We start from the raw sequence: 24,881 nt of genomic DNA, 5'->3' as shown, positions 1-24,881 counted from the left end.
TCCGACAACGTCCGCGCGCACCGCGTTGTTCCGACGGGCAGTTCCGACGGGCAGTTCCGGCGGGCCGTCACGCGACGGGCGGAACCTCGACGGACCTCGTGGGATGCGACTCCTCGATCAGAGACAGCGCGACCTCCCGCAGCGGGCGGTTCTCGGACTGGGAGATGTGGGCCAGCATCGTGAAGGCCTGCACGGCATCGACGTCGAATCGCTCCATGAGGATCCCCTTGGCCTGGCCGATGATGTCGCGACTCGCGAGGCCGTCCCGGAAGTTCTGGTCGTCGCGGGCACTGAGCAGCGCCACCGCGCCGTGGGCGGCGAGCGCGGATCCGACCATCTGAGCATCGGCGTCGAAGGTGTCGGCAGTCCTGCTGAACAGCAGTAACACGCCGAGATCACGCGCCGACGGATCGGTGTAGAGGCGGAACGCCGCCATCGACTCGATTCCCCTGTCGCGTGCGGCCGCGGCGAAGGAGGGCCACCGCCGCTCGCTGCCGAGATTCTCGGCCACGACGGTGTCGATCTGCCAGATCTCGTTCTCGGTGGGCCCCTCACCCAGTTCGAACTGCACACGGCAGAGATCGGCGGCGACGTCGTCGGTGCGGGCGTGGATGGTGCGCCGCGCACCGGTCATCACGGTGACGCACGCATGGTCGACGCCGGGCATGAGCTGCGTGGCCGACCGCACCAGGGCTGTCAGCGTGTCGTCCACCGATCGACGGGTTCCGCGGAGAGTGCGGGCCATCTCGGCGATTTTGCCGAGCGCCGACGCCTGCTGATCGACGGAGGTGTCCTCGTCGATGGTGCGGACGAGATCGCCGCGATCGCCGTACGGCACCGTCATGTGTTCCCCACTCTCGACGCCCATGACAACCGACCGTGTCGCGGACCTGTGTTTCCGACCCGGTCCAGAATAGAGCGAGGCCCCGGGGGCCGTCGCGCGACCGCCCCCCTTCACCTCGCGCCGGGTGTCGCCGTCACCTGATCGGCTCGAGCAACCGACGAGGTGCGCGGAGCGCGCGGGACACGGTGTTCGGCCGCGGGGTCGCGGTCACACCCGGCCCCGGCGACATGACGACCCGACCGGCAGCGGGCACGGTCCCGCACTGCGGGCAGCTGCCGTGATCGTCGAGCTCACCGCCGCACGGTTCGTGTCGGAACACCCGACGGGGGCCGTCCTGCGCGGGCACTGCTCGTTCACCCCACACCGTCAGCGCGTGCAGCGCGGGCCACAGGTCGACGAGGATCTCGGTGGGACGATATTCCTCACGCCCACCGACACGTTCCCTGCTCAGCAACCCGTGGTCCACCAGGGCCGACAGGCGCTGCGACAGCACTGCCTTCGACATGCCGAGGTGGTGCTGGAAGTCGGAGAACCGGCGTACACCGAACAGGGAGTCCCGCACGACGAGCAGTGTCCACCGCTCCCCCACGATCTCCAGGGCGCGAGCGAGCGAGCAGTCCTGCGCGGCGTAATCCGTTCCCATCGCCATGGCCCGAGCCTACCTCGAACGGTCTGTTGACCGAACCATATCGGCGGGTTACGGTTCGCTCACCGAACCGAAGGACGGGCATGACTCAGCAGCGATCCGCACCACCTCTCGCCCGTCCCCTGCCCGTCGCAGCGTTCGGGACCCTCCTCGCCCTGGCTGCGTTCACGTTTCCCCTGGCGACCATCGGCAGCACCGCCGCGACGCTCGGGAGCGACGCGTCGGGCAGAACCTGGATCCTGAGCTCGATGAGCATCGGCCTCAGTGCCGCGTTGCTGGTGTCCGGCGCACTCGCCGACGACATCGGCCGTCGCCGCACCTTCGTTCTCGGTCTCGTCGTCCTCGCCCTCGCGTCCGCTGTGTGCGCGGCCGCGCCGTCCACGCTCGTGTTCGTCCTCGCCCGCGTGGTCCAGGGCGTCGGGGCGGGCGCGGTGCTGGCGTCGAGTCTCGGCGTCATCGCGCACGCCTTCGAACCCGGCCCGCTGCGCGCCCGTGCCAGCGGCATCTGGGGCGCGGCCGTCGGCGCGGGCATCACCCTCGGGCCCCTGCTGTCCGCGACCTCGGATCGTCTCGCCACGTGGCGCGAGGGGTACTGGTTGCTCACCGCGCTGACACTCGTCGCCGCGGTCGTCGCAGGGCGCCTCCTCGCCGAATCCCGCACGGAGACACCGCGCGGGCTGGACCTGATCGGCGCGGTCGCCCTGTCCGGGGGTCTGTCGGCCCTCCTCGCCGCGCTCGTCGAGGGCCGTGCCGGGTGGACGCGATCCTTACCCCTGGTCCTGCTCGCCGTGGCCGCGCTGTTGCTCGCGGGTTTCGTTCTGCACGAACGCCGGACCGCGTCGCCCATGCTCGATCTCACGCTGCTGCGCCAACCCGCCTTCCTCGCCGCCACCGTCGCCGCACTCGCCACCGGAGCCGGGGTGATCGCTCTGATGTCGTACATGGCCGGATTCGTCGGCGCCGCATTCGGTCTGGACGCACTCCACAGCGCCTTCCTGCTCTTCGGCTGGTCGGCGACGAGCGTGATCACCGCCCTGCTCGCACGGCGCATACCCGCGTCCGTCTCCGGCCGAACGCAACTGGCCCTGGGCCTCGTCGGTGTCGCCGTCGGGACGGGGCTGTTACTCGGACTGTCCGAGACGTCGTCGCCCCTGCGCCTCGTGCCGGGTCTCGTCCTGGCCGGCGCCGCGACAGGAATAGTCAACGCCGCCCTCGGCCGCGAGGCCGTCGCGAGCGTCCCAGCCGGGCGCGCCGCCATGGGAAGCGGGGCGAACAACACCGCGCGCTACCTCGGCTCGGCGATCGGCGTGACCGTGGTGTCGGTGGTGGTCCTGTCGGCCGGCACCGCGCCGTCCGCGGTGTTCGACGGCTGGAACCACGCCGTGATCGTCGTCATGGCGATCACCGCGCTGGGGGCCGCGGTCGTCGCGGCGACACGGCCGAGAGCCGCACGCTGACAGCGTCGTCGCGCGCCCTCAGAACGAGGTGCGCACCGCGGCCTCGACGCAGCCGGCGGCAGACTCGTCGCTCCAGTCGGACACCCAGTGACGAATCGAATCGATGATCGAGTTCCAGGTCATGGCCCGACGCTAGAGCCGCGCGGCGCGCGGAGACACACTTCTGCTCGGCGTGATCGGAAAGGTCACGACGGTCGTGCGTCGACTCCCGTTCCCGGAACGGCGTTGCGCAGTTCCCTGGTGTACTCGTGCTGCGGTCGATCGAACACGTCCTCCGCCGACCCGGACTCGACCACTCGCCCGTTGCGCATCACCAGCACCGTGTCGCTGATCTGCCGCACGACCGCGAGATCGTGGGAGATGAACAGATAGCTCAGATCCAGCTCGTCCTGCAGCCGAGTGAGGAGTTCGAGAATCTGCGCCTGCACCGAGACGTCCAGTGCGGACACCGGTTCGTCGAGCACGAGCAACTCCGGGTGGAGAGCCAGCGCGCGGGCGATGGCGACCCGCTGGCGCTGCCCACCGGACAGCTCGGCGGGGCGCCTGTCGAGGTACTCCGGCGCCAGGGCGACCTGCTCGAGCAGTTCGGCCACCCGGGCGGGACGCGTGGAGCGTGATCCGAGCCCGAACGCGACGAGCGGTTCCGCCACGATGTCCCGCACGCGCAGTGCGGGATTCAGCGATGCGTACGGGTTCTGATACACGATCTGGAAGCGTCGCCTGAGGGTGCGCAACTCCCTGCCGCGTGCGGACGTGATGTCGTCGCCGTCGAAGACGACCGACCCCGCCGACGGGTTCTCGAGCCGTAGGGCGATGCGAGCGGTGGTGGACTTTCCCGAGCCGCTCTCCCCGACGATCGACACCGTCCGTCCGCGCTCGACGTCGAGCGACACCCCGTCCACCGCCGTCAGGTTCTGCCCACGACCGATGCGGAACGACTTGGACACGTGTCTCAGCGACAACAGGACCGGCTGCGCCTCGCGCGTCGCACGCGGCAGCCGTACCGACGTCAGAGACGGCGCGGACGCGATCAGGCTTCTCGTGTAGTCGGCGGTCGGGTTCTCCAACACCTCTCGCGCCGGCCCGATCTCGACGATCTCACCGTCACGCATGACGGCGATCCGATCGGCGCGGTCGGCCGCGACCCCGAGGTCGTGCGTGATCAGCAGTACCGAGGTGCCGTGCTCGGCGATCCGATCCGCGAGGTGGTCGAGAATGCGGCGCTGCACGGTCACGTCCAGAGCGCTGGTCGGCTCGTCGGCGATCACCAGCTCCGGCTCGCACGCCAGCGCGACACCGATGAGCACGCGCTGACGCTGCCCGCCGGACAGGTCTTGCGGATACTGCCGAGCACGGAGCTCCGGATTGTCGATCCCCGCCTCGTCGAGTATCCGCACGGCCGCCGCGGCGCTGCGCCGGTCGGCCCGGCCGTGGATGCGGAGCACCTCTGCGACCTGCTCCCCCACTCGCTTCACGGGATTGAGCGACGTGGTCGGGTCCTGCGGCACCAGACCGATGTGCGCACCGCGAAGCTTCTCCCACCGACGGTGTCCCGCGTCGTCGACACGTTCACCGTCGAACGTGACGGTGCCCCCGGTGACGGTGCCCGATCCGGCGAGGAGACCGATGATCGCCTGGGCCGTGGTCGTCTTGCCGCTGCCGGACTCGCCGACCAGGGCGAGCACCTCACCCCGCGCGATCTCGAAGTCGACACCCCGCACTGCCTCTGTCGCCCCGTACGACACGCGCAGACCGTCGACCCTGAGCAGGCTCGTCCGGGTCGTTCCGCCGGCTCCACTCCTGCTGCTCATGCTCGATCACCCCGATCCAGCGCGTGGCCGACTCTGTGTGCCGACAGCACGACCGCCACGATGACGAGACCGGGCAGCGTGGTGAGCCACCAGGAGGTGGCGAGGAAGTTGCGCCCCTCCGACACGAGCGAACCCCACTCCGGTGTGGGCGGTACCGCTCCGAAACCGAGGAAACTGAGCGACGACACCGCGAGCACGGCCATGCCGAACTGCACTGCCGCCAGGGCGATCACGGGTGGGTACGCGTTCCGGAGAATGTGGGTCCACAGCACGGTGTGCCACCGCGAACCCGACGCGAAGGCGGCCTCCACGTACAGCGACCGCCTTACGCGCAGCACCTCGGACCGCATCACGCGCGCGAAGCTCGCGACGAGGGTGACACCGACCGCGATCGCGACGTTCACGGTTCCGAAACCGAGAGCGGTGACCAGGGCCAGGGCCAGCAGCAGAGTCGGGATGGACAACAGCACGTCGACGAGACGCATGAGCACCGCGTCGACGGTTCCGCCGACAGCGCCTCCGATCAGGCCGAGAATCGATCCCGCCACGAGCGCGATGGCCACGGCCATCAGCGTCGCGCTGAGCGACAACCCGGCGCCGTGCACGACCCGGGTCCAGACGTCGCGGCCGATGTTGTCGGTGCCGAACCAGTGAGCGGCGCTGGGTCCCTGCAACTTCTCCGCCGGGACGCCGCGCAAGGGATCCCCACTGGCGAACAGAGACGGGACGACGGCGAACCCGACGGCGACGATCAGGACGGCCACCGACACCGCCACGCCGATCCTGCCGCCGACGGCCCGCGGGGTCACTCGCCGTCGACGGGACGTCGGCTCGGGCGAGACGTTCGCGTGGACCGTCTCTCGTACCAGGACGTCAGACATGGGCCGGCTCCTTCGTGGGTCGGGTGGTGCGCTGGACGATCCGGGGATCGATCAGGGGGTACACGATGTCCACGGCCAGCGTGACGACCACGAACACCAGCGACGTGAGGACCACGATTCCCTGCACCACCGGGATGTCCTGCGCGAGAACCGATGTCTGCGTCAGTCGGCCCACGCCGGCCCGGGAGAACACGGTCTCGACGACCACCGAACCGGCCAACAGTTCGCCGACGAGGACGCCGGCGATGGTGAACGCCGGCACGCTGGCCAGGCGCAGCACGTGGCGAGTCTGGATCCGCCACCGGGACGCACCCTTCGCCTCGGCCGCGGTGGTGAACGGTTGCCGCCACGTCGTGGTCAGGCTGGTCGCGAGCACCTGCGCGATGACGGCCCCGGTCGGTACCGCCAGCGTGATCGCCGGCAGCACCAGCGATCCGAACCCGCGGTCGCCGAACGCCGGGAAGATCGGCAGCCCGAACGAGAACACCTGCAGGAGCAGGAGTCCCACCCAGAACGTCGGCACCGCGACGCCCAGCGGAGGGAGGGAGAGCAGCGCGGTACGCAACCATCGTGCGCGGGTGTAGGTAGCGAGGAAGGCGAGCCCCCCACCGACACCGACGGCGAGCATCAGCGCGAGACCGGCCAGGGCGAGGGTGCTCGGAACGGCGTCCAGGATCGCGGTGGTCACCGGCTGACCCGTGGAGATGGACGTGCCGAAGTCACCGCGGATCGCGCTGGTGAGCGATGTCCAGTACTGCTCGAGGACAGGCTTGTCCAGTCCGTACCGGGCCTGCAGCTCGGCGACCGCGGCCGCGTCCACCGGGGTGCCACTGCCGCCGCCGGAATCGACCGCGATGCTCACCGGATCGGAGGGCAGCAGGAACAGCACCACGAAGGAGATGGTGAACGCGGCCCACAGGACACCGATCGCCTGCAGGACGCGCAGGCCGAGGTAGCGAAGCATGTCAGCTCCTGCTCAACCAGGTGTCGAAGAACTGCAGCCGAGCAGACGCGTCGAACCTCTGGTCCTGCACCGCCGAGCTCGCGCCGACCGCCTGCGACAGTTCGACGGTCGGGATCCACAGTCCGTTGTCGAGCACCTGCTGCTGTGCGTTCGCCAGGTACTCGCCGCGCTGCGTCGTGTCCGTCGTGCGCAGCTGATCGGTCAACGAGGCATCCAGATCGGCGATCGGGCCACGCTGGTTGAGATTTCGGCCGTCCGCCGCGAACGACGTCCGCAGGATGTCGCCGTCGGCACGCGTGCTGTTGTAGTACGTCGCGTCGAAGTCACCGGCGTTCTGTCGTGCGATCGACTCGGGCACGGACGTCAGCTCGAGCCGGGCATCGACACCGACGTCCCGCAACTGCTGCTGCAGCAACTCGAGAATTGCCTGGTTGCCCGCGAACACGGCGCTGAACAGGATCGAGAAGCTGAGCCGCTGACCGTCCTTCTCGCGGATCCCGTCCGCGGCCGGTACCCAACCCGCACGGTCGAGCACGGTCCGCGCCGCGTCGGCGTCGAAGGTCACGTCGGGCAGCGACACGTAGCCGGGCGTCCTGCTCGCGAGAGTGCTGGTCGCCGGCAGGAAGTTCGGGCCGAGGACGGTGTCGACCAACTGCTGACGGTCGATCGCGGGGACGAGTGCGCGGCGCACGTCCGGGTCGGCCAGTACGCCTCGCGAGACATTGGGCGCGATACCGAAGGGTGTTCCGGGATTCGACGTCGTCAGCACTCGACCGCCGGTCGCCTCGATGGTCGGTGCGTCCTGCGGGAGCGCGTCGCTGACGGCGTCGAGCTGACCCGACGACAGGCTTCCGGTCCGGACGCCCGATTCCGGCACCACCGTGAACTCGATGCCGTCAAGGTAGGCCTCACCGGTGTGACCGAACGCCGGCGAACCCCAGGAGTAGCCGGCTCGCCTGGCCACACTCACCGATCGATCCTGCTGGTAGTCGGTGTACGTGAACGGGCCACTGCCGATGTTTCCGCCCTGGCAGCGCTCCTCGGCGGACAGCGACGTGGTGGCATCGGCCTGCAGTCCCAGCTGTGAGGTCGCCGATGCCTGCAGGAACTGCGCATTGGGCGACGAGAAGGTCACCTGCGCGGTCCGCGGGTCGACCACGGTCGTCCCGACGTATCCCGCGAGATAGCTGGCGGCGAGCGGCGCCTTCGCCGCCCCGAGCGTGCCCACGATGGCGTCGAAGTTGTTCTTGACCGACTGCGCGGTGACCGGTGTGCCGTCGCTGAACGACACCCCGTCCTTCAGTGTGAACGTGAACGACGTCGCATCCGCGTCGGTCTCCCACTTCTCGGCGAGCCACGGCACGATCTCGCCAGTGTCGGGATCCTGATCGGTGAGTGAGTCGACCACGGCGCGCGTGACGTAGATCGTCTGGTTGGTCCCTGCCTGCGCGGGATCCGAGCACGTCGGCGCTGTGGAGAGTCCGTAGTTCAGGGTGCCTCCCGGCTGAGCGGGGCCGGCGTCGGCGCCCGCCGAACCAGCAGCGCCGCCGCAGGCGGTGAGGGCCGTGGTCAGGGCGACGAGGCCGATCGCAGCACTGACGGCGGGTGTCCGTTGATGGCGGTCGATCACTGGGTCAACTCCAAGAGGTGTGTGTGCAGGAACGAAGAACGGGGGTCAGTTGGTGGGTCGAGTCGTCTTCCGGAACGCACGGGGCACGCCCTCGGCCGGCGGGGCCACCGGGTCGAACAGCGGTGTGTACCCCGCCGCCAGATACAGGCCGACAGCCTCCGGTTGGCGCCACCCGGTGGTGAGGTGGATGCTCTCGTAGTTTCGGACAGCGATCTCCGATTCGAGTTCGGTGAGAACGCGCCGAGCGAGTCCTCGTCGGCGGTGCGATGCGGACGTCCAGATGCGCTTCAGTTCGGCGGTCTGCTCGTCGTGACGCCGAAACGCCCCGCCGGCAACAGGTTCACCGTTCTCGAGGAGCACGATCAGCCCGCCGTGCGGCGGCGCGAAGTCCTCTGCCGGATGGGTGGACAGAGCCGAGTACATCTGGTCGGCGGTCCCGCCGTAGCGGGTGCTGTACTCGATCGCCAGCTCCGCGAGCAGGGGTCGTGCCAGCGGATCGCCCTGGTCGACTCGCGCGACCTCGAGCTGCGGGCGATCGCTGCCGGCCACGGGTGCTCCTTGTCGGACCGAGGTCACTTCTTCGGGAGCCCGGGTGGATTGATCTCCGAGGCCGACACGGCCTCGCCGCCGAGCCCCCACTTGTCCAGCACCTGCTGGTAGGTCCCGTTCTCGATGGTGTGATCGATGGCGTCCGCGAACGCCTCGGCGAGCCCGCTGTCCTTCTTCACCAGGACGGCGATCTCACCCTGGAGCGCCTCGCCCGCACCGGAGAAGGTGCCGATGATCTTCGACTCCCCTGTGCTCGACGAGTGGTACTGCGCGGACGGATTGGGTCCGAGGTACCCGTCGATGCGCTTCGAGGACAGGGCGAGGTAGTAGTCGGCGGCGTTCTGGTAGTAGACGATCTCGGCGGGCGCGATGCCCTCCGCCCCGTTCTGCGTGTTCCAGTCGACGAGCAGTTGTTCCTGGTTGGTACCGGACGAGACACCGATCTTCTTGCCGGCGATGTCCTTGCGGTCGGTGAACGTCCAGTCGGAGTCCGTCGGAACCTCGAGGGCGACGTTGTCGAGGCGGTAGGTGGCGAAGTCGTACTTCTCCTTGCGCTCCTCCGTGACCGTCACGTTCGAGATGAAGGCGTCGTTCTCGCCCGAATCGATCTTCACGAAGTTCTGGGCCCAGTCCGCGGTGCGGCGGTCGACCGAGAGACCGAGGACGTCGGCGAAGAGGCTCGCGAGATCGATCTCGGATCCGACGACGGTGGTGTCGTCGGTGGCATAGAAGCCGAGAGGCGGAGTCGCACCCGCTGTTCCGGTGACGACGAGGGTTCCGCGATCACGGATTGCCTGCGGCACCTTCGCCGCGATGTCGTCCACCTTCTCGGTGTGGATGCGCCCGGACTGCTCGGGCGAGAGATCATAGGAGACACCGGCTTCGGACACCACGGTGTTCTCGGCTGCGGGTTCGCCGCACGCGGACGCGACGAGCGCGAGGACGGTGACGGAGGACAGGACCGACGCGAGGCGACGGGACGATCGAGACATGGGAGAGGTCACTTTCGGGAGAGGTGTGCGTGGGAATCAGAGAACCCGGGAGAGGAATTCTCGAGTGCGACTGTGGGTCGGGGTGTCGAACACCTCTACAGGAGAACCCTGTTCGAGGACGACGCCGCCGTCCATGAACACCACGGTGTCGGCGACCTCGCGTGCGAAGCCGACCTCGTGCGTGACGATGACGAGAGTCGCGCCGTCTGCGGCGAGACCGCGGATGACATCGAGCACCTCGCCCACCAGCTCGGGATCGAGTGCCGACGTGGGTTCGTCGAACAGGATCACCTTCGGGCGCAGCGCCAGCGCCCGGGCGATCGCGACGCGTTGCTGTTGTCCGCCGGACAACCGCCGCGGGTAGTCGTGCGCCTTGTCAGCGACACCGACCCGCGACAGGAGTGCGAGAGCCTCGGGTTCCACCTCCGACCGCGGACGTCGCTGTGCGGACACGGGTGCCTCGACCACGTTCTCGAGCACCGTGAGGTGCGGGAACAGGGTGAAGTTCTGGAAGACGAAGCCGATCTGCGAGCGCTGGCGCCGGATCTCCTTCGGCGTCAGTTCGTGCAGTTTCCGGCCTCTGCGGCGGTATCCCACGAGGGCACCGTCCACTCGGACGGATCCGGCGTCGACCTTCTCGAGGTGGTTCACCGTGCGCAGCAGAGTGGACTTGCCCGACCCCGAGGGTCCGAGAATGGCCGTGACCTCCCCCGGCCGCACGGCCAGGTCCACGCCTTTCAGGACCTCGAGGGCACCGTAGGACTTGTGCACTCCCCGTACCTCGACCGCATACCGCGCAGTCTCGATCTCGGCGGTCATCGAGTTGCTCCCCTCGGTGACAGCGGCAGCGCGGCGATGCGCGAACGCAACTTCTGGATCGGCGTGAGCGGCACCGTGCGCAGTGCACCCTTGGAGTAGTGCCGCTCGACGTAGAACTGCACCACGGACAGGACGGACGTCAGAATCACGTACCAGACCGTCGCGACCATGAGCATCGGGACGACGCGGCCGGTCCGTCCGTAGATCACCTGGACCTGATAGAACAGCTCGGCGATGGCCATGACCGAGACGATCGAGGTGCCCTTGAAGAGACTGATCACCTCGTTGGCCGCGTTGGGGAGGATTCCCCTCATGGCCTGCGGCAGCACGATCGCGAAGAATTCGCGTCGCTTCGGGATCCCCAGCGCCGCAGCGGCTTCGAGCTGCCCCTGATCGACCGAGATGATGCCGGCGCGCACGATCTCCGCCGAGTACGCCGCCTGATGCAGGGCCAGACCGATGATCGCCGCCGTGGACCCGCTGATGACACTGTTGACGTCGAACTCGACGAAGCTCGGTCCGAACGGAATGCCCAGGGACAACCGCTGATACAGGTAGGCGATGTTGAACCAGAACAGCAGTTGCACGATCAGCGGGATCGACCGGAACGCCCAGATGTAGAACCAGGAGATGATCTGCAGGACCGGGTTCTGCGACAACCGCGCCGCCGCGAGAGCGATGCCGAGTGCGAACCCGATGAGGGTGCCCCAGAAGGTCAGCTGGATCGTGAGCCACAGAGCAGTGACGACGGACCGCGCCGTGAAGTACTGAGCGAAGGTGCCCCAGTCCCAGCCGGCGTTGGTGACCAGCCCGTGGACGAACTGTGCGAGAAGGACCAGGGTCGCGACGGCGATGATCCACCGCCACGGGTGCACCGTGCGTGCGACGACGAGGTCGTGATCCGAGACGTCACCGGCGTCGGTGGTGACCGGTCGATCGTGGAGTTGAGTCACCGGCTGCACCGGTGCGTGAGGGCAGCGAACATCGCTGTGCCTTTCGAGAGGACGAAGTGAGGGACCCGGTCAGCGCCGCGTACAGGCGCAGCAGCACTCTCGACACGACTCGAGGTGCAGGCGAAGGACGTGCGGGCGTCGGGTCGTCACAGTGTTCATCGGCGGATCTCCTCCATCGGTCCTGGCGGTAGCACCCACACACTCGAACTCGAGGCGGGTTGCTGCGACGTCGACGAGCCAGGTCTCTCGGTCGCTCTGGATGGTGAGGAAAATGTAGCGCCGACGTCTCGAGACGTCAAATCGCGCAACAGTTTTCGGCTCCGTCGAGTTCGAATCAGGATGACCGGAAAGGGTGACAACCGCACCGACCGCGTGTTCGCGGTGGTCACGCGCCCGAGGTCTCACGGCCAGACGTGCGCCGGATCGCCGCGACGGAACCGTCCCGGTCGGTACATTCACGGGGTACACGGTGGAGGTCAGCCGACGACGGATCACCGGTGACGGGGACCGGGGTGCTCGCGTGACGCCACACATCGACAGAGCGCACCGCGGCGCGCGGACGTCGCTCACCGAGTCGCCTCTCGAGACACCCGCACGGCAGGTGCTCGACATCCGGTCGATCGCGATGGGAACGGCGATCACCGGTTCCGCCCTGTCACTGGGAGCGGGCTGGGTGGTGCCCGGGCTGTTCTTCCCCGGCATCGCCCCGATGCTCGCCACCGCTCTCGCCGTCGCTGCGGCCGTGGTGGGAGCCGGCATCATCTGGCGCTCGGGGCGGCTGACCGAACGCCAGTTCGTCGCCATGGGCATGGTGATGCTGTGCGGTACGACGTTCTCCGCGGTGGCGGTGACCGATCCGGCGGGTTCCCTCGCGATCGCCGCGCTGCTCACCATCGTCCCGGTGCTCTCCGCGGCCGCGTCGCCGCCCGCGACCGCGTGGTCGTTCACCGTGGGTGCCGGTGGCGCCGCCGTCGTCGTGTCGTTCGCCTCGGCAGGGTCTGCGGCCATCGCGTTCATCAGTGCCGGCGCGTCCCTGACCATCGTCGTCGTCCCCGTCGTGTTGGTGTGGGGCCTGCGGCGGTCGATGGTGCGGGTGAGTCACCGATTCGACGTGCTCGCGCGCACGGACGTCCTGACCGGCCTGTTGAACCGCCGGGGCGCACTCCCCCGTCTGACGGAACTGCTGGGTGCCGCGGCGTCGCGGCACGAATCGGTCACCACCCTCGTCATCGACATCGACAACTTCAAGGCCGTCAACGACACCCACGGACACACCCACGGTGATCGGACGCTGCAGTCCGTCGCGCGAGCGGTGGTGCTGGCGACTCCGGCGGGCGCCGTCGTCTCTCGTCTCGGCGGCGAGGAGTTCCTGGTCGTCGCCCGCGGTGCGCGTACGGCCGATCTCGCGGACCGTGTCCTGCGATCGGTGCGCACACGGTGCTCGGTGACGGTGAGCATCGGCACCACGACGGCCGTGGCCACGGCTCCCGACGGCGCCGCGCTCGCCCTCGGCGACGTGGAGTCGACGCTCGACTCCTTCATCTCCTGCGCGGACGATGCGATGTACCGGGCGAAGCGTCTCGGTCGTGACCGCGTCGAGCACGGCGACACCACTCGGTTCCACCCGCCGTCACTGCTGCGAGCACGGTCGTCCGAGCACCTCCGGTCCCGTCGACGGCAGGCTGTGCAGAGACGCGCGCGCACCGAGGCCGCCGCGGCGGTCGCTGCCACCCTCGTCGCGCTCCAGACCCACGGACACGGGCCGGAACACACGGCCGTCCGACTCGCGATGCTGTCTCGGCGCCTCGAGAAGGAGATCGACGTGGCGACGACGTCCCGTTCGGATCGATACTCCGCGGCACTGCGCTCCGCGGCCTCGCTCGATCAGAGCATCGGCATGGCGATGGAACACCTCGCGGTGGACCGGGACACCGCGGCGGCACTCCTGCAGTCGGCCGCGCACGCCGAGGGAACTTCACTCGGCGCACTGTGTCGAGCGCTGGCGTCTCTGGCGGACGAGAACCCGGCGGAGGCCGCGAGGTATCTCACCGCGACAGCCCGAGAATCACCGTGAGCGCAACTCTGTCCCGACAGGTCCGGGTTTCCCGACGTGGGACTCACTGCGGATGTGGGCGAGTGGTGAGACAACGGCCTGCACAGCCGTGCACACGGGTTCGATTCCCGTCATTCGCTCCACGGGGCGCTCAGCGATCGGCGATCACCGTCGCGATGTTGCGTTCGGCGAGCGCCGCGATGGTGAGCGACGGATTGACTCTGCCGGTGCTGCCCGGGATCAGCGCTCCGTCGACGACGTGCAACCGGTCGTGGCCGAGGACGCGGCCGTGCGCGTCGGTGGCTCGGCCCAGCACCACCCCTCCCAACGGGTGCGCCGTGAACGAGGTGTTCACGTCCGGAACCCGCAGGGGCGGATACCCCACACCGATTCCGGAGCGCTCCGCGATGCGGTCGTGCACCGGTCGCAGGGCGTCCGAGACGGCGATGTTGCCGGCCTCCGGCCAGTCGAGCCGTACCGACCGCGTCGACTCGTCCCACACGAACCGCCCTCTCGTCGGGTCCATGACCATGCCCAACGAGCCGATCAGCGTCAGATCGACGGGCGATCCGGGGACGAACCAGTTCTCGAGGGTGAGCGGGGCGCCCGAGTCGTCGGAGATCCTCGACGCCGAGGGCGACGCCTGCACGATGCCGTTGCCCTCCGGGCTCATGCCGCGGACGAGTGCCGCGTCACCATTGGTGCCCCATCCCTCACCGACGTGTTCGTTCAGGTCGGGGAGCAGTCCGGTGTCGCGGGCATGCACGAGAAGCCGCGACGTTCCCATCGACCCGGCTCCCAGGAACAGGTCGTCGCAGGTCACCGTGCGGGTGGAGAGGACCTCGGCGGACGGGTCGAGCAGATCCACGGTCAGCGAATAGCGACCGTCCGCCTCCCTGGTCACGGCGGTGACCTCGTGACGCGCATGGATCGTGCACCGGCCAGTGGCGCGAGCAGCGGCCAGATAGTTGCGGTTGAGGTCGAACTTGGCGCCGTTGGAGTTGCCGAGATTCGACTCCCCGATGATCGCGGACGGACGGGACCGACCGGCCATCTCTCCGCGCACCACGTCCCAGTCCCAGATACCGTCGATGCGCTGTGGTGTGTACCCGGCGCGGCGGACCTGGTGATCCCACACCCGTGAATGCGTGAACGGCAGCGACTGATAGACGTCCTCCGGCATCGGTGCGAGCCGCAGCTCGGAACGGACGAGCGGGTAGTGCAGCGCCTGCATCTCGTCGTACGAGACGAGCCCGGTGAAGAGCTGGTCGAAGAACCGTCGTTCGGGGGCGATCATCACGCCGGTGAACACCAACGAACCACCGCCGACCGCGGCTCCGGACCACACGTCGATGGTGCCGTGTTCACTCACGTCGAAGATGCCGCCGAAGCGGTCGGTGGGAACCGTGGGCAGTCCGGTCAGCGGAGCAGTGCCACCGCGACGCCAGAACGCGCGCCCGTCCGGCAGGAAGTCGTTGGCGAAGATCTGTCGACGCGGATCCGTGGGCCACTGCGACCCGCGCTCCAGGACGGTGACGCGAACGCCGGCCTCGGCGAGGCGCCGCGCGGTGACCGCGGCACCGAAGCCCGACCCGACCACCACGGCCTCCGAATGCGACGGCGCCGGATCGATCGGTGCATAGAGCTCGGGCACCGCCGACCGGTACAGACCGTCGAGTATCGGAGCCGCGCGGGACACCGCTCCCGGTCCCGTCGACCCGATCAGGCCCGCGACGCCCATCGCGCCCAGGAACTGTCTTCTCGACCACTGCATGTCGACGCTTCTCTCCACCCGGTGCAGGTGATCGCGGTTGTCGCGGACGGGCAGCGGATGCGCTGACGCTTCCTTACTCGCCGGTAAGTTGTCCACTTCGCCCGGCTCGATGAGAGGCGATCGGCCGTGACGTCGACGAGTGCGCCGCACCACTCGAGCTGTTCCGACGCCCGCGCGCTGCGCACGGCGTTCCGCGCACGGTGCAGCGCGCGCTCGGCATCGGGCGGTGCGCTCGGCGCCTCGTAGCGGACCAGTGCGCCGCGCCACTCGGCCCCACTGGTTGCTCCGTTGCCCCCATGGGTAGCCCATGCAGGATCGAGACACGATCACCGATCGGAGGCATCACACACATGGCAGCACGAAGTCCGGGCACGGCGCTCGTCGTCGGAGCCACCGGCATCTCGGGGCAGACCATCTGTCGACGACTCGTCGACGCGGGGTGGCGCACCTACGGGTTGTCGCGCAAGACCGAGTTGCCGGTCGACGGCGTGACACCCGTGACGGCCGACCTTCTCGACGCCGATGCTCTGAGTGAGGCACTGCGCGGAACGGCGCCCGACCTCGTGTTCTTCACGGCGTGGATGATGCAGGACTCGGAGGCGGAGAACATCGAGGTGAACACCGCCACCCTCCGGAACACGTTCGACGCGCTGGCACCGGAGAACTCGGTGAAGCACGTCGCTCTCATGACGGGTCTGAAGCACTACCTCGGCCCGTTCGACGCCTACGGCGCCGCGGTGACGGCGGAGACCCCGTTCCACGAGAGCGAGGAGCGCCTCGACACACCGAACTTCTACTACGCCCAGGAGGACGAGTTGTTCTCGGGCGCAGAGCGACTGGGCTTCACCTGGAGCGTGCACCGGGCACACACCATCTTCGGGTTCGCCGTGGGCAACGCCATGAACATGGCACTCACCCTGTCGGTGTACGCCACTCTCTGCAAGGAGACCGGCGAGCCGTTCGTCTTCCCCGGTTCGGAGACCCAGTGGAACGGTCTGACCGATGTCACCGATGCCGATCTGCTCGCCGAGCAGATGATCTGGGCCGCCACGAACGAGAACGGCGCCGACGAGCCATTCAATGTCGCGAACGGCGACGTGTTCCGTTGGCGATGGCTGTGGCCGCGCATCGCCGACCATTTCGGTGTCGAACCCGTCGGTTTCGACACCGAACCGCGACCGTTGGCGACGCGAATGGACGATGCACCCGACGCGTGGCGGCGCATCGCCGAGAAGTACGACCTCGTCGAGTCGGACGTGACTCGACTCGCATCGTGGTGGCACACCGACGGCGACCTCGGCCGCGACATGGAGTGCCTGACCGACATGACGAAGAGCCGCAAGGCGGGGTTCCTCGGATTCCGCTCGACCAGTGAGAGTTTCGCGGAGAACCTCGCTCGGTACCGGGACGCGCGGATCATTCCTCGCTGACGTCGGACGCAACGGCCGGGCGGGTGGACCCGCCCGGCCGTCGGCGTCAGGACGCGATCGAGAGGCTCTTCAGAATGTTCAGGAAATCGGTCAGAGGCAGCAGATCTCCGAACGAGAAATTGAGGAAGCTGAGGCCGTTGAGAATGCTGAGCATGATGTCTCCCGAGTGAGTGATGTCGCGATTGTTTCGCGCACACAGATCATGAAGGACCCGTCGTCACGGACGACGATGAACGGTGTGGTGACCTGTCACTGACTTGGTCGTGCTCACAGACAACGCCCCGAGACGGTGTCAATTTCGAGAACATCATCAGCGAGCGAGAGCGGTCACCTCGTCCGCGATGATGCGCCCCAACTCGTCGGTCCCCGACGTTCCGCCCATGTCCGCGGTGAGCGCGGCGCCGCCCCGTGCCAACACGTTCTCGACCGCGGTCAGGACCGTACGCGCGGCATCGGGTTCGCCGAGGTGATCGAGCATCATGCTGCCGCTCCAGATCTGTCCGATCGGATTGGCGACGTTCTTGCCCGCGATACCCGGTGCCGATCCGTGCACCGGCTCGAACAGACTGGGAAAGAGCCCCTCCGGGTTGATGTTTCCACTCGGGGCGATGCCGATGGTGCCCGCGATCGCCGGTCCGAGATCGGACAGGATGTCCCCGAACAGATTGCTCGCGACGACCACGTCGAACCAGTCCGGGTGCAGCACGAAGTTCGCCGTGAGGATGTCGATGTGATAGCTGTCGACGTCCACCGTGGGGTGATGCGACGCCATGGCGGCGACCCGCTCGTCCCAGTACGGCATCGAGATGGAGATGCCGTTGCTCTTGGTCGCGGACGTCAGGTGGCGTTTCGGCCTGGTCTCGGCGAGTTCGAAGGCGTACTTCAGGATTCGGTCGACGCCGATGCGCGACATGACCGTCTCCTGGATCACCGTCTCACGCTCGGTCCCCGCGAACATCCGGCCGCCGAGATCGGTGTACTCCCCCTCGGTGTTCTCCCGCACCACGTAGAAGTCGATGTCGCCGACCTCGCGTCCCGCGAGCGGGCTGGTGACGCCCGGCATGAGCCGGATGGGCCGCAGATTCACGTACTGGTCGAAGTGACGTCGGAACTGGAGCAGACTGCCCCACAACGAGATGTGGTCCGGCACCACCTCCGGCCAGCCCACCGCTCCGAAGAAGATCGCGTCGAACGGTCGGAGCTCCTCGAACCAGCCGTCGGGAAGCATCTTTCCGTGCTCGACGTAGTAGTCGGCGCTGGCGTAGTCGAAGTACTCGTACTCGAGGTCGAGGTCGAACGCCGCCGCCGCGGCGTCCAGTACTTCGATACCGGCGGGAACCACCTCCTTGCCGATGCCGTCACCCGGGATCACTGCGATGCGTCTGGTAGCCATCGTTCGAGCCTAGTCGGGGCGAAACCTTGACACTCGCTGACAGAACTGTCTAGGTTCTGAGCACCCGGCATCGAGATCGGGTGTTCGCCGGGGGGTGCCCACAGGTATCGGCGGACTCCACGAACGATCCGGGGGAAGCCGCATGTCACCGTTCACTCGCCGCACGTTCCTCTCCGGCACCGCCGCGGCCGGCGGTGCGCTGATCGCCGGCAACCATGCCGCCCGCGCCTCTGCTCACGGCATCGCCGCACGCACACAACGAGTTCCGCTCTCCCGCGAGGATCACCGCGTGGTGATCGTCGGCTCCGGGTTCGGCGGCGGCGTCGCCGCACTGCGCCTCGCACAGGCAGGCGTTCCGGTGACCGTGCTCGAGCGCGGTCTGCGATGGCCGACCGGTCCGAACGCCGAGACCTTTCCGCACGCTCGCTCACCCGACGGTCGTTTCCTCTGGTACGGATCCGCGAAGAACGTGTTCGGACGTCCGATCGACGTCCCGGCGTACACCGGCCTCGTCGAGGCGGTTCCCGGCGAGAACATGACCGCGCTGTGTGCGGCCGGGGTCGGCGGCGGGTCCCTCGTCTATCAGGGGATGACGCTGCAGCCGGCCGAGGCGGTGTTCGCGTCGCAGTTCCCCGGCGCACTGGACTGGGGCCTGCTCGATCACGTCCATTACCCGCGGGTCGCCCGGATGCTGCACCTCGCGGTCGCGCCCGACGAGTTGGTCGACAGCCCCAATTACGCTGCACCACGAGCATTCCGGGACAGTGCACGACGACTCGGACTCCCCGTGTCGAAGATCCCGATGCCCATCGACTGGAACTTCGCGCTCGACGAACTTCGTGGCGAAATGGCCCCGTCCTACACCAACGGCGACGGCGCCATCGGCGTCAACAACGGCGGCAAGTTCTCCGTGGACGTCACGTACATCGCCGAGGCGGAGGCGACCGGGCTGGCGACGGTACAGACCCTGCACCAGGTCACCGACGTCGAACGGGCGTCCGACGGCCGGTGGACGGTCTACGTCGACCGCATCGACACCTCGGGGGCGGTCGTGGAGAACAAGATCCTCACCACGCCGACCCTGATCATGGCTGCGGGCAGCATGAACACCACGCGACTGCTGATGCGGGCGGCAGCGTCCGGCCGGATCCCGGACATGCCGGACGCGCTCGGCGACGGCTGGGGCACCAACGCGGACAGGATCTACTCGTGGACGACGTTCGACCAGGACTTCGGACCCGCACAGGGCGGCCCGGTGGTCTTCGGCAGTCTCGACTGGGCGGACCCGTCCCGCGCGATGACGGTCATCCAGGCGTCGTTCCCCCCTCTCGGGGTGGATGCCCGAACCACCGTTCTGGTCGGCTACGGCGTCAGCGACGCCCGTGGGCGTTTCGTCTACGACGGTGCGCGGGACGATGCGATCCTGCGGTGGCCGCACGAGGGGGATGCGGCCATCCAGAGTCACCTCGACCCGCGCGTGCGCGCGATCGCCGGACCGAACAGCCTCGTCGTGGACACCAACGCGGTGTTCCCGTCCACCTGGCACCCGCTCGGCGGGGCCAACATGGGAACGGTCTGCGATCTGGAGGGTCGAGTCCAGGGACAGCGCGGCCTCTACGTTCTCGACGGCGCCCTGATCCCGGGCAACTGCGCCGCCTGCAATCCGTCGATGACCATCGCCGCAGTCGCGGAGCACGCTCTCGACAGCATCGTGGCCACCGACGTCGGCACCGTCATCTGAGCCGGCGTCAGTCCAGCATGGCATCGGTCAGCTCGACCCGCCGCGCGACGATGTCGTCCGCGAGCTGGGTGACGCGGACCCCGTCTGCGTAGGCGAGGGACCGGAGCCGAACCACGGCCTCGTCGGCGGTGATCCGGAACCGTGCTGCCATCATGCCGGCAGCCACGTGCACGGAGGCGCGGGACAGCGGATCGTCCGCGCCGTCCCCCACTCCGGCGACGTCGCGGCGCACCGCGGACGCGAGTTCCCCGGCGCACCGCGCGGCACGCGCCGCGGTCACCGGCGACCACGGATGCGCGTCGCGGCGGTAGAGCTCGAGCACGCCCACCGTCGGCTCCGTGCCCACCGGAAGCGCGAACACGGCACCCACGTCGAGAGCTCGAACGGCGACGTCGAACAGCGGCCACGGCGAGCCCTTGTCGGTACCGACCATGCTGATCATCGTCTGTTCACTCTGGAAGGCATCGAGGCACGGCCCGGTTCCCAGCGTGAACTGCAGTTCGTCGATGCGGGTCGCGACGTCGTCGCTGCTGTAGACGAGGTCGCGGATCGCCGCGGTCACGATGACTGCCACCGCGATCCCGTCCACACCCAGCGACGGCGCGTACCGCTCCACCACGGCGCGGGTGGCGTCGAAGGAATCCATGGATTCTGGTGCCCGAGTCGGACATGGATAAACGTACCGCCGAGATCACTCCACGACGACAGTTCGGCCGCCCTCGTTCATCGAAGCGACGAGAGCGTCGGCGACGAGACCTGCACGCAGCCCCGCGTCCGCGTCGGCGAGCTCCGAGACCCGGCCGGCCTCGAGGGAATCGACCCACTCCTGGAGTTGCAGGCGATACGCGTCCGCATAGCGGGGAACCCAGTCGGCCGGGTAGGCCACGGACCGCCGGCGGTCGCGGTCGGTGACCACGTGAGTGGGCAGCACGAGCGCAGACGCTCCGATATCGCCCACCACCTCGCACCTCGTGTCGTATCCGTAGCGGGCGTTGAGGAAGATCTCGACCGTCACCAGAACGTCGGACTCGGTCCGCAACAGCATGATCTGCGGATCCTGGCGCGTTCCGGAGTGCGCGGACGTACGACCCGCGTGCCAACTCACCTCCGTGATCGGCGACGACAGCAACCACGGCACGATGTCGAGTTCGTGAATCGCGGAGTTGGTGATGGTCGACGCGGACGTGCCGCCGGGGTAGGCCTCGACGGTGCGACTCACGCAGTGGGCGACGAGTGGTTCACCCAGTTCACCGGACGACACCACACGCTTCAGTTCCACGTAGGCCGGATCGAACCGACGCATGAAGCCGACCGTGATCAAGGTGCGTTCGCCCTGCGCGGCGATGATCTCGCGGCACTCCGCCGCCGTGGGCGCGAGCGGCTTCTCGCACAGCACCGGCTTGCCCGCGGCCAGCGCCAGGTGCACCAGTTCGGCGTGGGTCGAATCGTGCGAGGCGATGACGACGGCGTCGACGTCGTCGCGCTCGATCAGCGCCGGGCCGTCCGCCGCGACGGTGGCGCCGCGCAGGGTGGAGGCGACTGCACTCGCCCGTGCTGCGTCGAAGTCGGCGACAGCGGTCACCGCCGCGCCCGACACCCGCCGATCGAGGGACAGGGCATGGTCCGCTCCCATGACGCCGACACCGATGATTCCAACCCGCACAGTCATGATCGAAAGTATTACATCTTAATGTCCTGACAAATGTGCTTTCGTCTGATTGGCTCTGCCGCATGACGCAGAGCGCCTCCCTCCCCCTGTCACGAGTTCCCGATCCCCGTGACGCGCCCGTGCTCCGGTGGGCAGTCCTCGGGCCGGGCTGGATCGCGCACCGGTTCGTCGAGTCACTGCACCGGCACACGACCCAGACCGTCGTCGCGGTGGGATCCCGCTCACCGGAGCGCGCACGCGCCTTCGCCGACGAGCACGGCGTCGACCGCGCGCACGGCACCTACGAGGACGTCTTCGCCGACGACGACGTCGACATCGTGTACATCGCCACGCCGCACACCGAGCACCTCGCGAACGCCCTCGACGCCATCGCCGCGGGCAAGCACGTGCTCGTCGAGAAGCCGCTCGCCGTCGACGCGGCCGGCGCGGCCCGTATCGCGGAGGCCGCACGGTCGGCAGGAGTGTTCGCGGGAGAAGCGATGTGGACGAAATTCCTGCCGAAGTTCGACGTGATAGAGCAGGTGCTCCGCAGCGGCGTCCTCGGACCGATCCACACGGTGCTCGCGGATCACGGCGAGTTCTTCACCACCGATCACCGCATCTACGATCCGGCGCTGGCCGGTGGCCCGCTCCTGGATCTGGGAACGTACGTCGCGTCCTTCGCCTACTCGGTTCTCGGTGCACCGGAGACGGTGGATGCCCGGAGTCGACCTGCCGACGACGAGATCGACGGTCAGATCTCGGCCCTTCTCACCGGCGAGTCCGGACATGCGGTGCTCAACACCACGATCCTGACGAACACGCCGACGACGGCGGTCGTGTGCGGCCGGGACGGCACGCTCACCATCGCCGGGCCCTTCTTCATGCCGGGGCCGTTCACCGTCGCACTCCGCGACGGCATCACCCTCGCCTACGACGAGACCCCCGGCCTCCAGGTCGACGGACTGCATCTCGCCGCGGTGGAGGCTGCGAGAAGGATTTCCGTCGGCGAGGTCGAGTCCGCCGTCCATCCCCTCGCCGACGCGGTCGCGACCCTGGAGATCATCGACCGGATTCGCGACCGGATCAGCTGATCAGATCGGCGTAGACCACGATGTTGTCGTCGTAACTGGCTGCGTCGCTGTCGAATCGACCGCCACACGTGATCAGCCGGAGTCCCGGGTGGTCGATGTCGCCGTACACCGTGGTCGTCGGGAACTCGGCCTTCGGGTACTGATCGACCTCCATGACCCGGAAGCGCGACATGGTGCCGTCCTGCAGAGTGACGATCACGTCGTCGTCCGGGACGAGGTCACCGAGCCGGGAGAACACGCCCGGCGCACCGTCCCAGTCCACGTGACCGGCGATCACGGACGGCCCCATCGCGCCGGGAATCGGTGAACCCGTGTACCACCCGGCCGGAAACGCGCCGGGTGGTACCTCCATCGTCCCGTCCTGCTGCAGACCCAGGCCCATGAGGTCGGAACTCACGGAGATCGCGGGAACGTCGATGCGGACCGGCGGCGACGAGACGGCCACGGCATCAGGGACACCGGTGGTGCCCTCGTCGACCACGCCGACGTCCGCCGACTCGGTCGCGGCCGGCGCCGGCGGGGCGGTGCCGGCAGCAGTGGAGCATCCGGAGATCAGCGCCAGCGCGAGCAGCACCGCAGCGCACAGTGAGCGCGCCGCGGTGGTGACGGAACGTGATGCCATGTCAGCTCTTTCGACGACGCAGCACCAGGGCCGACCCGATGATCGCCGCGGCCGCGAGGCCGATCGACGCGGGCCGCCAGTAGTCGGCCGACCGGACGGTGCTGCCGTCACCCGTGTCGACGCCACCACCCGGGACCTGAGTGATCTGGCTGCCCGGCGAGTACCGGCCCGGCGCGTCCGGACCCGTGGGGACACCGGGGGTTCCGGGCGTGTTCGGGGTTCCGGGAGTGTTCGGGGTTCCGGGAGTGTTCGGGGTTCCGGGCGTGTTCGGGGTTCCCGGCGTACCGGGGGTGTTCGGGGTTCCCGGCGTACCGGGAGTGTCCGAGGTGGGCGGGACCGCCGGTGCGGTGGGCACCGACGAGGTGGGCGGTGTACCCGGCAACCCCGGAAGACCCGGGATGGTGATCACGGGCGGGACACCGGGGATCGACGGCAGTCCCGGGATCGACGGGATCGGAATCACGATGGGAGGCACCACGACTCCCCCGTCGCCGACCGGGGTGGTGGTCGTCCGCGGGGAGCAGTCGTTCGCCGTGATCACGTTGTCGTCCAGGGTCACCGCGCCGTTGCGCGCCAACACACGTCCGGAGACGGTCGCACCGTTCTGGACGCTGATCGAGGTGAGCGCCAGTACCGTTCCGACGAACGTCGTGGAGGTACCGATGGTCGCCGAGCTGCCCACCTGCCAGAAGACGTTGCAGGGATTCACGTTGATCAGTGCCACTCTGCTGCCGGACCCCGTGATCAATGTGGACGGTGCCTGAAAGACGAAGACGGCGTCGGGATCCGATCCACCGTCCAACGTGACGGTGCCGTTCAGGGCCAGTGCGCTGGAAGCCTTGTAGACCCCCGGGGCGAGGGTGCTGCCGGTGATGTCGGCAGCGACGTTCGCCGAGATCGGCTCCGCACTCGCCTGGTCGTATGCCGTGGTGAGGTCCGACTGCGCCTGCAGCGCAACCGCGTCGGCGGCATGGATCGTGCCGTTGTTCACGAGACCGGGAGGGAACCCCGTGACGGCCGCGGTCGGACTGGTTCCGAGGTCACCCGAGATGACCGACGGGCCGGTGTTGGTCACGCCCGCACCGGCCAGGACCGCGTAACTGGCAGCGGTGCCGAGTCCCACCGGAGTGGCGGCGTCGGCGGTGCTCGCGCCGACGATCATCAGAGCCGCCGTGGCGACGGCGACGGTACCCAGTGCGGGGAGGCGGCCTCGCTTCGCGGCGTCGAAGGGAGAGCGGTCGAGGTGTGTCCTGATCATGCGGTTCCTTGCGCGATGTGGTGAATGTGCCGCATCCGAGATGCAGCACATGTGGTGCGCAGACTCTGTCCCCGACGACGCAGAGCGGTGCGATGACGCCCCCGCGACGTCGGCGCGTCGATGACCGTCCGAGAAGACGACCGCGGTGCCGAGGTGTGGCGGGGGCAGGTGTGAGATCGAGCCGACTCCGTCGAATGCGACGTAGATTTACGGCATAAATGAGAGTGAACAGGACGATAACGGTAATGTCAATGCATGCCGGAATTGCGACATTCTGTCGAGTCCGGACAATCACGTGATGGACGACTGACATCTCTGTGCG

The 24,881-nt window shown here is 68.3% G+C and carries 21 protein-coding genes, 1 tRNA gene and 1 riboswitch; of the genes, 6 read left to right on the top strand and 16 right to left on the bottom strand.

Going from position 1 to position 24,881, the window contains the following annotated elements:
* Positions 1 to 67 precede the first annotated feature (67 nt).
* Together ASG69_RS02630 and ASG69_RS02625 are read right to left on the bottom strand one after the other, a co-directional pair.
* Positions 68 to 868 carry a GAF and ANTAR domain-containing protein gene (locus tag ASG69_RS02630; protein WP_235578816.1) on the bottom strand — a complete coding sequence of 267 codons (801 nt, stop codon included), beginning with the start codon at positions 866 to 868 and terminating at the stop codon, positions 68 to 70.
* 109 nt (positions 869 to 977) lie between these two features.
* Positions 978 to 1,493 carry a winged helix-turn-helix transcriptional regulator gene (locus ASG69_RS02625; protein WP_056447228.1) on the bottom strand — a complete coding sequence of 172 codons (516 nt, stop codon included), beginning with the start codon at positions 1,491 to 1,493 and terminating at the stop codon, positions 978 to 980.
* A gap of 80 nt (positions 1,494 to 1,573) precedes the next feature.
* On the opposite strand from ASG69_RS02625, the gene ASG69_RS02620 reads away from it, so the two are divergent.
* Positions 1,574 to 2,947, top strand: a complete 1,374-nt coding sequence (locus ASG69_RS02620; protein WP_056447225.1) for an MFS transporter — start codon at positions 1,574 to 1,576, stop codon at positions 2,945 to 2,947.
* 185 nt (positions 2,948 to 3,132) lie between these two features.
* Here the strand turns inward: ASG69_RS02620 and ASG69_RS02615 are convergent, their stop codons facing one another.
* Genes ASG69_RS02615 through ASG69_RS02580 form a run of 8 tightly spaced genes read right to left on the bottom strand, consistent with a single transcriptional unit; the run spans position 3,133 to position 11,546 of the window.
* Positions 3,133 to 4,758, bottom strand: a complete 1,626-nt coding sequence (locus tag ASG69_RS02615) for a dipeptide ABC transporter ATP-binding protein (protein WP_056447222.1) — start codon at positions 4,756 to 4,758, stop codon at positions 3,133 to 3,135.
* On the bottom strand, positions 4,755 to 5,639 hold the full coding sequence (locus tag ASG69_RS02610; RefSeq protein ID WP_056447219.1) for an ABC transporter permease: 885 nt from the start codon (positions 5,637 to 5,639) through the stop codon (positions 4,755 to 4,757). The genes ASG69_RS02615 and ASG69_RS02610 overlap by 4 nt, the downstream gene beginning before the upstream one ends.
* Positions 5,632 to 6,603 carry an ABC transporter permease gene (locus ASG69_RS02605; RefSeq protein ID WP_056447215.1) on the bottom strand — a complete coding sequence of 324 codons (972 nt, stop codon included), beginning with the start codon at positions 6,601 to 6,603 and terminating at the stop codon, positions 5,632 to 5,634. Before ASG69_RS02605 ends, ASG69_RS02610 begins: the two co-directional genes overlap by 8 nt.
* A 1-nt stretch (position 6,604) precedes the next feature.
* Positions 6,605 to 8,233, bottom strand: a complete 1,629-nt coding sequence (locus tag ASG69_RS02600; protein ID WP_082544610.1) for an ABC transporter substrate-binding protein — start codon at positions 8,231 to 8,233, stop codon at positions 6,605 to 6,607.
* A gap of 45 nt (positions 8,234 to 8,278) precedes the next feature.
* Entirely contained in the window at positions 8,279 to 8,782 is a 504-nt protein-coding gene (locus tag ASG69_RS02595) for a GNAT family N-acetyltransferase (protein ID WP_051612945.1), read from the bottom strand.
* A 23-nt stretch (positions 8,783 to 8,805) separates the two neighbouring features.
* Positions 8,806 to 9,774 carry an ABC transporter substrate-binding protein gene (locus tag ASG69_RS02590; RefSeq protein ID WP_056447212.1) on the bottom strand — a complete coding sequence of 323 codons (969 nt, stop codon included), beginning with the start codon at positions 9,772 to 9,774 and terminating at the stop codon, positions 8,806 to 8,808.
* A 36-nt stretch (positions 9,775 to 9,810) separates the two neighbouring features.
* Positions 9,811 to 10,593, bottom strand: a complete 783-nt coding sequence (locus ASG69_RS02585) for an amino acid ABC transporter ATP-binding protein (protein ID WP_027504018.1) — start codon at positions 10,591 to 10,593, stop codon at positions 9,811 to 9,813.
* Positions 10,590 to 11,546: an amino acid ABC transporter permease gene (locus tag ASG69_RS02580; protein WP_235578815.1), complete on the bottom strand. Its 957-nt coding sequence runs from the start codon at positions 11,544 to 11,546 to the stop codon at positions 10,590 to 10,592. The genes ASG69_RS02585 and ASG69_RS02580 overlap by 4 nt, the downstream gene beginning before the upstream one ends.
* Before the next feature lie 169 nt (positions 11,547 to 11,715).
* Positions 11,716 to 11,812, bottom strand: a riboswitch (SAM riboswitch).
* Positions 11,813 to 12,066: 254 nt separating this feature from the next.
* On the opposite strand from ASG69_RS02580, the gene ASG69_RS02575 reads away from it, so the two are divergent.
* Entirely contained in the window at positions 12,067 to 13,620 is a 1,554-nt protein-coding gene (locus tag ASG69_RS02575; RefSeq protein ID WP_156380412.1) for a GGDEF domain-containing protein, read from the top strand.
* A 48-nt stretch (positions 13,621 to 13,668) separates the two neighbouring features.
* A tRNA-Cys gene (locus ASG69_RS02570) sits at positions 13,669 to 13,742 on the top strand.
* 8 nt (positions 13,743 to 13,750) lie between these two features.
* Here ASG69_RS02570 and ASG69_RS02565 read toward each other — a convergent pair.
* A complete protein-coding gene (locus ASG69_RS02565) occupies positions 13,751 to 15,373 on the bottom strand; it encodes a GMC oxidoreductase (protein WP_056447580.1) in 1,623 nt (540 codons plus the stop codon).
* Between the two features lie 350 nt (positions 15,374 to 15,723).
* Between ASG69_RS02565 and ASG69_RS02560 the strand changes: the two genes are divergently transcribed.
* Positions 15,724 to 16,803 (top strand): SDR family oxidoreductase, encoded by a 1,080-nt coding sequence (locus ASG69_RS02560; protein WP_056447203.1) that lies wholly within the window; start codon positions 15,724 to 15,726, stop codon positions 16,801 to 16,803.
* A gap of 310 nt (positions 16,804 to 17,113) precedes the next feature.
* On the opposite strand, the gene ASG69_RS02555 is transcribed toward ASG69_RS02560, so the two are convergent.
* Entirely contained in the window at positions 17,114 to 18,196 is a 1,083-nt protein-coding gene (locus tag ASG69_RS02555; protein WP_056447200.1) for a tartrate dehydrogenase, read from the bottom strand.
* A gap of 142 nt (positions 18,197 to 18,338) precedes the next feature.
* On the opposite strand from ASG69_RS02555, the gene ASG69_RS02550 reads away from it, so the two are divergent.
* On the top strand, positions 18,339 to 19,937 hold the full coding sequence (locus ASG69_RS02550; protein ID WP_082544609.1) for a GMC oxidoreductase: 1,599 nt from the start codon (positions 18,339 to 18,341) through the stop codon (positions 19,935 to 19,937).
* A gap of 7 nt (positions 19,938 to 19,944) precedes the next feature.
* Here ASG69_RS02550 and ASG69_RS02545 read toward each other — a convergent pair whose 3' ends face one another.
* Together ASG69_RS02545 and ASG69_RS02540 are read right to left on the bottom strand one after the other, a co-directional pair.
* Positions 19,945 to 20,583 carry an ANTAR domain-containing protein gene (locus tag ASG69_RS02545; protein ID WP_056447197.1) on the bottom strand — a complete coding sequence of 213 codons (639 nt, stop codon included), beginning with the start codon at positions 20,581 to 20,583 and terminating at the stop codon, positions 19,945 to 19,947.
* 45 nt (positions 20,584 to 20,628) lie between these two features.
* The gene (locus ASG69_RS02540; protein ID WP_056447194.1) at positions 20,629 to 21,606 is read right to left on the bottom strand and encodes a Gfo/Idh/MocA family oxidoreductase; all 978 of its coding nucleotides are present in this window, start codon (positions 21,604 to 21,606) and stop codon (positions 20,629 to 20,631) included.
* A gap of 62 nt (positions 21,607 to 21,668) precedes the next feature.
* On the opposite strand from ASG69_RS02540, the gene ASG69_RS02535 reads away from it, so the two are divergent.
* The gene (locus tag ASG69_RS02535; protein WP_056447192.1) at positions 21,669 to 22,679 is read left to right on the top strand and encodes a Gfo/Idh/MocA family protein; all 1,011 of its coding nucleotides are present in this window, start codon (positions 21,669 to 21,671) and stop codon (positions 22,677 to 22,679) included.
* On the opposite strand, the gene ASG69_RS02530 is transcribed toward ASG69_RS02535, so the two are convergent.
* Together ASG69_RS02530 and ASG69_RS02525 are read right to left on the bottom strand one after the other, a co-directional pair.
* A complete protein-coding gene (locus tag ASG69_RS02530; protein WP_056447189.1) occupies positions 22,672 to 23,301 on the bottom strand; it encodes a class F sortase in 630 nt (209 codons plus the stop codon). The two genes, ASG69_RS02535 and ASG69_RS02530, sit on opposite strands and share 8 nt — an antisense overlap.
* Before the next feature lies 1 nt (position 23,302).
* Complete coding sequence (locus tag ASG69_RS02525) at positions 23,303 to 24,559, bottom strand: ice-binding family protein (RefSeq protein ID WP_056447186.1); 1,257 nt, start codon at positions 24,557 to 24,559, stop codon at positions 23,303 to 23,305.
* Positions 24,560 to 24,881: the final 322 nt, after the last annotated feature.

It is taken from the genome of Rhodococcus sp. Leaf225 (genome assembly GCF_001426145.1).
GTDB lineage: Bacteria > Actinomycetota > Actinomycetes > Mycobacteriales > Mycobacteriaceae > Rhodococcoides.
The sequence above is the reverse complement of the archived record's forward strand: the minus strand, read 5'-3'. Positions and strand labels throughout refer to the sequence as shown.